The 12,443-nt window shown below is 43.7% G+C and carries 10 protein-coding genes; 6 read left to right on the top strand and 4 right to left on the bottom strand.

Annotation, left to right across the window (positions count from 1 at the left end; translation table 11 throughout):
- Positions 1-80 precede the first annotated feature (80 nt).
- Together R7R78_RS15065 and asnB are read left to right on the top strand one after the other, a co-directional pair.
- Positions 81-1,670, top strand: coding sequence for a cation:proton antiporter family protein (locus tag R7R78_RS15065; protein WP_225473932.1), 1,590 nt, complete (start codon positions 81-83; stop codon positions 1,668-1,670).
- Positions 1,671-1,900: 230 nt separating this feature from the next.
- Complete coding sequence (gene asnB / locus R7R78_RS15060) at positions 1,901-3,565, top strand: asparagine synthase B (protein WP_005384979.1); 1,665 nt, start codon at positions 1,901-1,903, stop codon at positions 3,563-3,565.
- A 115-nt stretch (positions 3,566-3,680) separates the two neighbouring features.
- Here asnB and rfaH read toward each other — a convergent pair whose 3' ends face one another.
- Entirely contained in the window at positions 3,681-4,181 is a 501-nt protein-coding gene (gene rfaH / locus R7R78_RS15055) for a transcription/translation regulatory transformer protein RfaH (protein ID WP_005382098.1), read from the bottom strand.
- A gap of 333 nt (positions 4,182-4,514) precedes the next feature.
- On the opposite strand from rfaH, the gene R7R78_RS15050 reads away from it, so the two are divergent.
- The gene (locus R7R78_RS15050; RefSeq protein ID WP_225473931.1) at positions 4,515-5,903 is read left to right on the top strand and encodes a peptide MFS transporter; all 1,389 of its coding nucleotides are present in this window, start codon (positions 4,515-4,517) and stop codon (positions 5,901-5,903) included.
- A gap of 49 nt (positions 5,904-5,952) precedes the next feature.
- Here the strand turns inward: R7R78_RS15050 and hemH are convergent, their stop codons facing one another.
- From hemH to htpG, 3 genes are all read right to left on the bottom strand, one after another.
- Entirely contained in the window at positions 5,953-6,915 is a 963-nt protein-coding gene (hemH, locus tag R7R78_RS15045; RefSeq protein WP_017819956.1) for a ferrochelatase, read from the bottom strand.
- Between the two features lie 167 nt (positions 6,916-7,082).
- Positions 7,083-7,727 carry an adenylate kinase gene (gene adk, locus R7R78_RS15040; RefSeq protein ID WP_005382094.1) on the bottom strand — a complete coding sequence of 215 codons (645 nt, stop codon included), beginning with the start codon at positions 7,725-7,727 and terminating at the stop codon, positions 7,083-7,085.
- 320 nt (positions 7,728-8,047) lie between these two features.
- Complete coding sequence (gene htpG / locus R7R78_RS15035) at positions 8,048-9,952, bottom strand: molecular chaperone HtpG (protein ID WP_225473927.1); 1,905 nt, start codon at positions 9,950-9,952, stop codon at positions 8,048-8,050.
- 271 nt (positions 9,953-10,223) lie between these two features.
- On the opposite strand from htpG, the gene R7R78_RS15030 reads away from it, so the two are divergent.
- The 3 genes from R7R78_RS15030 to R7R78_RS15020 are packed head-to-tail and all read left to right on the top strand — an operon-like array spanning position 10,224 to position 12,431.
- Positions 10,224-11,102 (top strand): transcriptional regulator, encoded by an 879-nt coding sequence (locus tag R7R78_RS15030; RefSeq protein WP_017819958.1) that lies wholly within the window; start codon positions 10,224-10,226, stop codon positions 11,100-11,102.
- 11 nt (positions 11,103-11,113) lie between these two features.
- The gene (toxS, locus tag R7R78_RS15025) at positions 11,114-11,629 is read left to right on the top strand and encodes a transmembrane regulator ToxS (RefSeq protein WP_005382091.1); all 516 of its coding nucleotides are present in this window, start codon (positions 11,114-11,116) and stop codon (positions 11,627-11,629) included.
- 46 nt (positions 11,630-11,675) lie between these two features.
- A complete protein-coding gene (locus R7R78_RS15020; protein ID WP_225473925.1) occupies positions 11,676-12,431 on the top strand; it encodes a sulfite exporter TauE/SafE family protein in 756 nt (251 codons plus the stop codon).
- The last annotated feature ends 12 nt before the right edge of the window (positions 12,432-12,443 follow it).

Below are 12,443 nucleotides of genomic sequence, written 5' to 3'. Positions count from 1 at the left end.
TTTATACAACCAATTGAGTTACAATCTCGGGCTGTGTTTTCACAGCCCGTTTTTGTATATCAGGAATACAGCTCAACAGTATGGAAATTATTCTAATTACAGCCGCTTTTTTAGCTGGTTTTATTGCGCTTAAATGCAGCCTCCCTCCCCTCGTTGGTTTTCTACTAGCTGGATTTGGCTTGCATGCATTTGGTTACCAAAGCAATGACGTTATCGTCACTCTCGCAGATCTTGGTGTTACTCTTCTTCTGTTTACTATTGGACTCAAACTCGATGTAAAAACCCTGCTGTCCAAAGAAATATGGGGAGGGGCAACCGCCCACAACATACTCTCTACCGCTTTTTTTGCCCTAGCGTTATCCGGCTTAAAACTACTGGGCTTGACTTCGCTAGCCAGTATGGACGGCAGCCAAATCCTGCTTTTAGCTTTTGCACTATCGTTCTCTAGTACCGTTTTTGCCGTAAAAGCATTGCAAGAAAAAGGCGAAATGAACGCGACCTACGGCACACTCGCGATCGGTATCTTGGTTATGCAAGATATTTTTGCCGTAGTATTCCTGACTGCTTCAACCGGAAAAGTCCCAGAATGGTATGCCATCGGTTTGTTCGCACTGCCTTTCCTTCGTCCCCTATTCTATAAGCTGCTCGATAAAGTTGGCCACGGCGAAATGCTGGTGCTATTCGGTATTTTCTTCGCGCTTGTTGTCGGTGCTGGGCTATTCGAGTTGGTCGGGATGAAACCAGACTTGGGCGCGCTAATTTTAGGCATGCTACTCGCAGGTCACCCAAAAGCCTCAGAACTATCCAAGTCATTATTCAATATGAAGGAGCTCTTTTTAGTCTGCTTCTTTTTAAACATTGGTTTATCCGCCTCATTGAGCGTGAATGGCGTCGCTCTCGCCCTGCTATTTATCTTACTGCTACCAATCAAAGGACTCTTGTACTTCGTCACTATTAATCATTTTAAGTTTCGAGTACGTACCTCTTTGCTCGCCTCTTTATCACTATTTAACTACAGTGAGTTTGGTCTTATTGTTGCTGGGTTGGCCTATAAAATGGGCTGGATGCCAAGTGATATACTTGCTGCGATTGCAGTTGCGGTGTCGGTATCCTTTGTAATTTCCGCGCCACTTAACCGCCTTAGCCATAAAATTTATCAACATTCAGGTAAGTGGCTGCAAGAGACAGCGGTAGAAAAGCTCAATCAACGCGACCAACTCATCAACCCAGGTCATGCCCAAGTATTGATCTTAGGTATGGGGCGTATTGGAACGGGCGCTTATGATGAGCTACGCTCACGCTATGGCAAAATTTCATTGGGTATAGAAATTCGTGAAGACGCTGCACATCATCATCGTTCAGAAGGAAGAAATGTGATTTCTGGTGATGCCACCGACCCGGATTTCTGGGAGCGAATTTTAGATACAGGTCATGTAAAACTGGTTCTGCTTGCAATGCCACATCATCAAGGTAACCAAACAGCACTTGAACAGCTTAAACGCAGAAAATATAAGGGGCAAATTGCCGCTATCGCCGAATACCCAGATCAATTGGAAGGCTTACTTGAAAATGGCGTTGACGCAGCATTCAATATATATAGTGAAGCTGGTAGCGGTTTTGCTCGACACGTCTGTAAACAACTTCAACCTAAATTCACACCAATTAAATAAGCAACAGCACTGATATTTTTTGAAAGGCTTTCTATTGATAGAAAGCCTTTTTTGTATAGTTTTTGTACCAAACCTTAATCTCATTCACCAAAACAACGATTAAATTAAATATTTTCTATACAACGAGGCCTTTTATCATTTTTTTAATCACAAAACGTTGCTTTTTTTATTAGTAATGGCAAATTTAAACCATACCGATTAGAAATTGTTTAGTTTAGTAAGGATGTAGTATGTGTTCAGTATTTGGCATTTTAGACATTAAAAGCGATGCAGCCGCATTGCGCCCTATCGCATTAGAGATGTCGAAAAAACTTCGTCACCGTGGCCCAGACTGGTCTGGGATTTACTCTTCAGAGCGTGCTATTTTAGCGCACGAGCGCTTGGCGATTGTTGGTCTAAATAGTGGTGCACAGCCGCTATACAGCCCTGATAAGAAGCTCATCCTTGCCGTCAATGGTGAAATCTACAACCATAAAGAAATTCGTGCTCGTTACGAAGGAAAGTACGAATTTCAAACCGATTCAGACTGTGAAGTCATTCTTGCACTTTACCAAGATATGGGTGCAGATCTCCTTGAAGAACTAAACGGTATTTTCGCTTTTGTGCTCTACGACGAAGAAAAAGATGAGTATTTAGTCGGACGTGACCATATTGGTATTATCCCTCTTTATCAAGGTCACGATGAGCATGGTAACTACTATGTGGCATCAGAGATGAAGGCTCTTGTTCCAGTATGTAAAACAGTAAGTGAATTCCCTCCTGGTAGCTACTACAGCTCTAAAGATACTGAGCCAACACGTTACTATGTTCGTGACTGGAACGAGTACGCAGCAGTACAAGGTAACAGCACTAGCAAAGAAGAATTGACGGAAGCGCTAGAAGCGGCTGTTAAACGCCAACTAATGACTGACGTGCCTTACGGTGTGCTTCTTTCAGGTGGTCTAGATTCTTCTATTACATCTGCGGTAGCAAAACGCTTTGCAGCGATGCGTATTGAAGATGATGAAAAGTCTGAAGCTTGGTGGCCTCAACTGCACTCTTTTGCTGTTGGCCTAGAAGGCGCGCCTGACCTGAAAGCAGCTCGCGAAGTTGCCGACCAAATTGGTACCGTTCACCACGAAATGACGTACACGATTCAAGAAGGTTTGGACGCGATTCGTGACGTGATTTACCACATTGAAACGTATGACGTGACGACTATCCGCGCATCAACACCTATGTTCTTAATGGGTCGTAAGATCAAAGCGATGGGTATCAAGATGGTATTGTCTGGTGAGGGCGCTGACGAAATCTTTGGTGGCTACCTTTACTTCCACAAAGCGCCAAACGCGAAAGAGTTCCACGAGGAGACAGTGCGTAAACTGCTTGCTCTGAACATGTTCGACTGTGCTCGTGCTAACAAGTCGCTGGCAGCATGGGGAGTTGAAGGACGCGTACCTTTCCTAGATAAAGAGTTCATTGATGTAGCAATGCGCTTGAACCCAGCAGACAAGATGTGTGGCAACGGTAAAATGGAGAAACACATCCTTCGTGAGTGCTTTGAGCACTACCTGCCAGAATCGATCGCATGGCGTCAAAAAGAGCAGTTCTCTGATGGCGTTGGCTACAGCTGGATCGATACGCTGAAAGAAGTAGCGGAACAGAAAGTGACAGACCAGCAGATGGAAACAGCTCAATATCGATTCCCATACAACACGCCAACGACAAAAGAAGGCTACGTGTACCGTGAAATCTTTGAAGAGTTATTCCCACTTCCATCAGCAGCAGAGTGTGTACCAGGAGGCCCTTCAGTAGCGTGTTCTTCAGCGAAGGCGATTGAATGGGATGAATCGTTCCAAAACTGTGTTGACCCATCAGGTCGTGCAGTACAGACCGTTCACAACGACTCATACTAATTCTCTACGATAAAGATAAGGGTCGGTTCGTCCAACCCTTTTAAAACAGACAAAAAATTAGATACGATCAAAAAGAGGTGCTTTTGCACCTCTTTTTATGTTGGATGGAATTAGGCTATTTTAAATCTAAATCACTATTGTCTATGCTGACAGGCACACGCTTGGTGATCATCTGAACTAGCATAATTGAGCGTTTCTCACCATCTTGTTCTTGGAAGATGGCATCTATGCCCGCAAATTGACCGCTTTTAACTCTAATTTGATCGCCTGGTTTTGGCATGCATTCAGAAACGGTATTGTCATTACAACACTTTTCTAACTGCATCAATTCGAAGACCAAGTCACCTTGAACTTCTTTCGGTTGAGCACCAAAACGCACAAAGTCAACAACACCTCGAGTAGAGCGGACTGAGGTGAAGTTTGGCCCTTGCTCATAATCAAAGTAAGCGAATACGTAACAAGGAAACAGCGGTTCCTCAACTTTTTGTCTTTTACCGCGCAAAATCTTCTCAACTTCTACAGTTGGATAAAAGCACTCCACACCTTGGTTTTCAAGGTGTTGTTTCGCCCTAACCTGCTCCCCACGTTTACAATAAAGTAGATACCAACGTTTCATCTTTTTACTAGCCAATTCTATTTTGTTTTTATCCTAGCATTAAGCCAAAGTTGAGTCATTGATATTCAGTTTATCTATAAAAGTATGATTATACATCGCTCGCATTAACGACATTTTTCAGCAACTTACGATAAAGAAGTCCATAGGCAAAAATGGAAATTAAGTTTGTAACACAACCAATACACCATCATATAATCTGCAAATCCAATCAAAAACAGCCACTTAACAAACAAAAATAGTTGAATGGCAAAATTTTATTATTTGTCACTCGTTGAATTGCATTGTATACGTAGAAGTCGTTAAAAAATGTAATAACTATTATTAGAAGAGCTTATGTCAAACCAACATCAATATTTTGGTCATCCACGTGGCCTGTTCTTATTGTTCGGTACTGAACTGTGGGAACGCTTTTCTTACTACGCAATGCGTGCCATTCTCGTGCTTTACCTCACCGATACAACAATGAACGGCGGCCTTGGCTGGTCAACCAAAGACGCATTAGACCTATACGGCATATACACAGGGCTTGTGTATATCACGCCTCTTATCGGTGGTTACCTAGCAGATAACTATTTAGGTCAACGTCGCTCAATTTTTCTTGGTGGCGCGTTAATGGCCATCGGCCAGTTTACTCTTGCACTTCCTGCTGATGCTTTAGGTATTGGTTCGCTACACAGTTTCTATTTAGGTCTTGGCCTACTTATCACTGGTAACGGTCTCTTTAAGCCAAATATCTCAACCATGGTTGGCGACCTTTATCAAGAAGGTGACAACCGTCGTGACGGCGCATTCACTATCTTTTATATGGGTATCAACTTAGGTGCATTACTTGCCGGCGTCGTTTCTGGCTCTGTGACAACCTCTTACGGTTGGAAAGCAGGCTTTGTTGCCGCTGGTGTGGGTATGCTGGTTAGCCTAGTGATGCAAATGGTACTGGCTCAATCATGGCTTGGTGATATTGGTCGCGAACCAGCGGCGAAACGAGATCTAAACAACAAAAACGCCACCACGAAGCAGCCACTCACCAAAGAAGAAGTGAATCGACTAAAAGTAATTCTGGTCATGAGCTTATTCACTATTGTCTTCTGGGCAGGCTTTGAACAAGCTGGTGGTCTGATGAACATCTACACTCAACAATATACTGATCGCATGATTGGTGGTTTCGAAGTTCCTGCTGCGTGGTTCCAATCACTAAACCCATTTTTCATTATTACTCTAGCGCCAGTTCTGGCTGTCCTTTGGGTAAAATTGGGTAAACGTGAACCTACTTCGCCAGTGAAATTTGCGATGGCACTATTTTTCTTGGCGATTGGTTTCCTTTGTATGGTTGGCGCAGTGCTAGAACAAGGTGGAGATACAACAGTAAAAACATCGATGTTATGGTTGGTCGGCGCTTTCTTCTTCCACACATTAGGCGAGCTGTGTTTATCACCAATTGGTCTTTCATTGGTGACTAAATTAGCACCGCTTCGCTTAGCTTCACTTATGATGGGTGCATGGTTTGGCTGTAATGCGATTGCTAACTATGTTGCGGGCTATGTGGGCTCTCACGTAGGCGAGTTAGGCGCTATGGCTATCTTTAGTGGTATTGCGGTCAGCGCAACCGTAAGTGGCGTAATTTTGCTCCTATTCTCTAATACACTCGTTCGCTGGATGCATGGCGCTGAAAATACGCACAGAACGGCAGAGCAAGTAGAAGAGCAGCAAGTACAAGTTGCTTGATCGCTCAACTAAACGTAGAAAGGGTCGCTATTGCGACCCTTTTTTGTATCTAAAGTTTAGATTGAACTAACTCAACCATCATCTCGATATGAAGTTCACTATCGTTCAAACAAGGGATGTAGGTAAAGTTTTCGCCACCAGCTTCAAGGAAAATCTCTTTACACTCTTCCGAGATCTCTTCCAACGTCTCTAAACAATCTGACGAAAATGCAGGGGTCACAACATTAATATTTTTCACACCCTTTGCAGGAAGTGCCTCTAGGGTCTTATCGGTATAAGGTTGAAGCCACTCTTCTCTCCCAAATCGGGACTGATACGTCATGCCAATTTGTTGTTCGCTTAAACCTAACGCTTCCCCAAGCAAGCGAGTCGTCTCTTCACAATGCTGTGGGTAAACATCACCATTGTCAGCATAGCGTTTTGGAATACCATGATAAGAACACAGCAGGTAATCTCCCTGACCATTCTTTTGCCAATGTTCACGAACTGAATGCGCTAACGCTTCAATATATTTCGGGTGATTGTAATAATCACGAATAAAGCTAAAGCCTGGCATCACCGGCAGGTTTTTAAATGCTTTAGTGATTCCGTCAGAAACCGCTGCCGTTGTTGTGCCCGAGTATTGCGGATACAAAGGTAAAACAATGACTTCATCAACGCCTTGCGCCAATAGGGCTTCAAAGCCTGATTGCAAACTTGGGTTACCATACGTCATACCAAGCTCTACAGGTATATCAAGCTTTTGTGCTAACTTTTCCGTTTGGCGTTTAGAGTACACCATCAACGGCGAGCCCTCTTCCATCCATACTGATTGATAGAGTTTGGCAACTTTAGGAGCTCGGATAGGAAGGATAACGCCGTGCAATAGTGGACACCAAAGCCATCGAGTCATGTCTACCACTCGGTGATCATGAAGAAACTGACTTAAAAAGCGCTTTACGGCAGGAGCGGTTGGTGCGTCAGGAGTTCCCAGGTTAACTAGGAGTACACCCTGTTTATTATTCTCTTTCATAACATCCTATTCATGGTAAACGGCTTGGTTCATATATTTAAGTAACCTCGAAGTAACGAATAGCCGAGCTGAAGTTAATTAGATATATGTTTACGAGTAAACTAAAAAAAGCGACCACTTGGGCCGCTTTCAATATATCAAAATATTAAATTTTTGACTTCAGCAAATTAAGATAGTGCTTTCTCGATATCCGCACTAACTTCAGCTACTTGCTTAGTACCATCAAACTTAAGGTACTTAGTCTTGCCTGCTTCAGCTTCTTTGCCGTAGTAGTTGATTAGCGGTGCAGTTTGCTCGTGGTAAACACCTAGACGAGCACGTACTGTTTCTTCTTTGTCGTCATCACGAACAACAAGATCTTCACCAGTTACATCATCTTTACCTTCCACTTTAGGCGGGTTGTAAACCACGTGGTAAGTACGACCAGAAGGAAGGTGAGCACGACGACCAGCCATACGCTCAACAATCACATCGTCTGCAACGTCAAATTCGATAACGTAGTCTACGTCTACGCCCATTTCTTTTAGGCCGTCAGCTTGAGGGATAGTACGTGGGAAACCATCTAATAGGAAACCGTTTGCACAGTCTTCTTGAGCGATACGCTCTTTGATAAGACCAAGGATGATTTCATCAGAAACTAGCTGACCAGCGTCAATAACAGCTTTAGCTTGTTTACCAAGCTCTGTACCTGCTTTGATAGCAGCACGAAGCATATCACCAGTAGAGATTTGTGGAATACCGTATTTTTCCATGATGAAGTTTGCTTGTGTGCCTTTACCTGCACCTGGAGCACCTAGAAGAATGATGCGCATGATTTATCCTCTTTAATATTTAAGATTTATACCGAAGCTCACAATAGCTGACCTCTTAGACATCAAACCTGAGAAGCACCTGCAACGATAAGTTTCGGTATAACGTATATAGGCGAGCAAAAATACACGCCTTATTACTCACATTCAAGTCGCAGATTCTATCACAGGTTCTCTGAGCAAAGAGTGTATTAAGACTAAAGAATGTTAACAGTACCCTCTTTCACGCCCTATTGATTATTAACTCAGCACTTGAGATGCAAAATTTTGCGACAACAAACAAAAAGCTCGCGAAATGCGAGCTTTTTGATTTGCAGAGGTTATTACACCTTAGTCAAAAGTTGATTAACGGCTCCTAAGAACTCTGTTGGATCCTCAATAGAGCCTCGCTCAGCGAGCATTGCTTGACCAAGCAGAACTTCAACCCAGCGACCAAACGCTTCTTCATCGGCTTCGTCAGCCATACGCTTAACCAATTCGTGCTCAGGGTTTAGCTCAAAGATGTATTTCACTTCCGGCACAGCTTGACCAGCTGCCGCAAGAAGCTTCGCCATTTGAGTGCCCATTTCGTAATCGTCCGTTACCACAACAGCAGGCGTAGATGCGAGTTTGAAGGTCGTACGAACTTCTTTCACACGATCGCCTAGGTAAGACTTCGTGCGGTCTACAACCGACTTAAACTCTTCTTCGGTTTCTTTTTGCTTCTCTTTTTCTGCTTCATCTTCAAACTGACTTAGATCAAGCCCAGCTTTAGTGATTGACTGGAACTGTTTACCATCAAACTCAGTTAAGTAGTTCATCAGCCACTCATCAATGCGGTCGTACATCAAGATAACTTCAATGCCTTTCGCTTTGAACTGTTCTAAGTGAGGGCTGTTTTTCGCAGCTGCATAGCTGTCTGCCGTCAAGTAGTAGATCTTATCTTGACCTTCTTTCATGCGCTCAACGTAAGACGCCAAGCCCACAGTTTGCTCAGAAGAGTCCACTTCAGTTGAAGCAAAGCGCAATAAACCTGCAACTTTCTCTTTGTTTGCAAAGTCCTCCGCAGGGCCCTCTTTCATCACAAGACCAAACTCTTTCCAGAATGATTGGTATTTCTCTTCGTCATTCTTGGCCATACGCTCGAGCATCGTTAGCACGCGCTTAGTACAAGCATTACGTAGAGACTGAGTCACTTTATTGTCTTGTAAAATCTCACGCGATACGTTTAGCGGTAAATCGTTTGAGTCTATTAAACCACGTACGAAGCGTAAGTATGACGGCATAAATTGCTCTGCATCGTCCATAATGAATACGCGCTGTACGTACAGTTTCAAGCCTGATTTGTGGTCGCGGTTCATCATATCCCAAGGTGCTTTCGATGGGATGTATAGTAAGCTCGTGTAGTCGTTTTTACCTTCTACACGGTTATGACTCCAGACCAAGGGATCGGCAAAGTCATGTGATACGTGCTTGTAGAACTCTTGATACTCTTCTTCTGAAATATCAGATTTGTTACGCGTCCACAGTGCTTGGGCTTTATTGATTTGCTCCCACTTCTTCTCATCTGTTTCCTTGCCTTCGTCATCACGAACGACAGTTTGGATTGAAACAGGAATGCCGATGTGATCAGAGTACTTACTGATAACGTCACGTAGACGCCACTCATTCAAAAACTCTTTACCCTCTTCACGCATATGAAGAATGATGTCGGTACCACGTGACTCTTTGGTAATGTTTTCGATGGTGTACTCACCTTCACCCGCTGAGTGCCATTGTACCGCTTCATCAGCGGCTAGACCCGCAGCGCGAGTGCGCACGGTAACGGCGTCAGCAACGATAAATGCCGAGTAGAAACCAACACCAAACTGACCAATAAGCTGAGAGTCTTTGCTCTGCTCTTCAGATAGCTTTGAGAAAAACTCGGCTGTTCCAGATTTTGCGATTGTTCCTAAGTGCTCAATCACATCATCACGGCTCATACCGATACCGTTATCAGAAATGGTTAAGGTATTTGCGCTTTCATCAAACGACAGTTTCACGCAAAGGTCTGCATTACCTTCGTATAGATCTGGGTTAGATAACGCCTGAAAGCGCAGTTTGTCTGATGCATCTGATGCGTTAGAGATCAGCTCGCGCAAAAAGATCTCTTTATTTGAATAAAGAGAATGGATCATTAAATGCAGTAGTTGTTTTACTTCTGATTGAAAACCACGAGTTTCTTTATTTTGAGATACGGTTTCGCTCATGTGTGCTCCATAACATCTAAACTAATTGGCTTTTTCATAGGGACAAGTTTGTGACTTTCCCCTTGAAATCACCTTACCGAGATGTCATTTAACATGTGGCTGACAAATGTAAATTCAAGGTCAATATTGCTAAAAACGGTGTTTTTTTAGAAAATTTTAATTATCCTACCCGTCTAAAAGCATCTAAAATGTCGTGCGCACTCCAAGCGCCCCGGTAATTTTGTGACATAAATCACCATAATTACAACATCATCCATCTAAGAAGAACTAAATGACTAACATTGGCACCAAATTTCTACTTGCTCAAAGGTTCACCTTTGATCCAAATAGTAATTCGCTCGCTGACCAACAAAACGGCAACGACGTTGTACGATTAGGAAGCAACGAAAGCCGTATACTTCTGATGTTGGCAGAGAGACCAAACGAAGTTTTAACCCGTAACGAGCTTCACGAGTTTGTTTGGCGTGAGCAAGGTTTTGAGGTGGATGACTCAAGCCTGACTCAAGCGATTTCTACTCTGCGTAAGATGTTGAAGGATTCAACAAAATCTCCAGAGTTTGTTAAAACGGTACCTAAACGTGGCTACCAACTCATTTGTTCAGTGGAACGCTTGAGCCCATTTTCTACTGACTCTAACACTGACGTTGAAGAAACCGCTTCTGAACACGAAGCGCCAGCAGTGGAGTTAGAAGCGAGCGATACACCACCAACAGAGATAGTGACCGATACTACTGCTGATCTTGAGCCTCAAGTAGAGCCGACTAAAACTCAGCCGAAGCCAGCATCTAACACGATTAACTGGCTACCGCGTGTCATTATCTTTTTGTCTCTGCTGCTTCCTGTTTGCGTATTGTTATTCACGAACCCTGCGGAATCCCAATTCCGTCAGATTGGTGAGTATCAAAATGTACCAGTGATGACACCTGTAAATCACCCTCAAATCAACAACTGGTTGCCCTCAATAGAGCAATGCATTGAGCGCTACGTGAAGCACCATGCAGAAGACTCGTTGCCAGTTGAAGTGATTGCCACCGGTGGACAAAATAACCAGCTGATTCTGAACTATATTCATGACAGTAACCACTCTTACGAGAACGTAACACTGCGTATTTTCGCAGGTCAAAACGATCCAACAGACATCTGCAAATAAAGGAGGCCAATATGAAGATTAAATTAGCATCTGCGGTTTTGGCCGTATCCGTTCTTTTCAGTAGTTGGTTGTATTGGGGAAGTGACCTAAAAGTGGAGCAGCTCCTCACAGCAAACGAATGGCAGTCGACCATGGTGACAGTCATTACAGACAGCTTGCCTGACGATACTGTCGGCCCACTACGCCGAGTTAATGTTGAATCAAACGTGAAATATCTCCCTAATGGTGACTATATTCGCGTAGCAAATATAAAACTATTCGCTCAAGGTTCAACCGCAGAATCAACGATAAATATCTCGGAAAAAGGCCGCTGGGAAGTAAGTGACAACTATTTGTTGGTCTCGCCTTCGGAGTTTAAAGATATTTCATCTTCTCAATCAAAAGACTTTTCCGAAGCACAGCTACGTTTAATTACTCAAATTTTTAAGCTAGATGCGGAGCAAAGTCGTCGTATTGACGTCGTGAACGAAAAAACACTATTGCTCACTAGCTTGAACCACGGTTCTTCGGTACTGTTTAAAAACTAATTTTGATTGGATGATAAGGGGGCAAGACGCCCCCTTTGTTTTGCTTATGGATTGGCTAGATACCCTTACCCTTTTTTTCGGTTCACTAATCGCCAACACGCTGGCTTCACTTTCTGGTGGCGGAGCAGGCTTGCTTCAATTCCCTTTACTCATCTTTCTCGGCTTACCGTTCTCCGTTGCGCTAGGCACACATAAGGTGGCTTCGGTCGCTTTAGGCTTAGGCGCAGCAAGCACGCATTTGAGATCAGGCACTATTAAATGGAAAATCGCGCTCTATCTTATCTTGTCCGGCAGTATTGGCGTGATTTTAGGGGCTAACTTAATTGTACAGATCCCTGATGGTATCGCGGAAAAGATGCTCGGCACGATGATCCTAGCGCTGGGTATATACTCGCGGTTTAAGACATCGCTAGGCCAAGCTGAAGTAATACGCAACCGTCATCCTATTGGTTGGGTTATTGGTGGAATTGGCTTACTGTCTATCGGCATCATTAACGGATCTCTTACCGCAGGTTCTGGTTTGCTCGTGACACTATTTTTGGTGCGCTGGTTTGGTTACGACTACAAACAAGCCGTTGCTTACACCATGATTTGTGTCGGCCTGTTTTGGAATGGCATTGGAGGCATTGCCGTCGTACAGGCAGGGGCCCCTATTCACTGGGCTTGGATGCCTGTTTTATTGTTAAGCTCATTTCTAGGCGGCAGTTTAGGCGCATGGGCCGCGACTCGATACAGTAACAGAGTGATTAAAGTTGCATTCGAAATTCTCACGTTTGCCGTGGGCATCAAGTTGCTGGTTTAAAAAGATTAAAAG

The organism is Vibrio sp. 2134-1, assembly GCF_033339495.1.
Note: the sequence above shows the minus strand (reverse complement) of the source record. Positions and strands in the feature narration are given on the sequence as shown.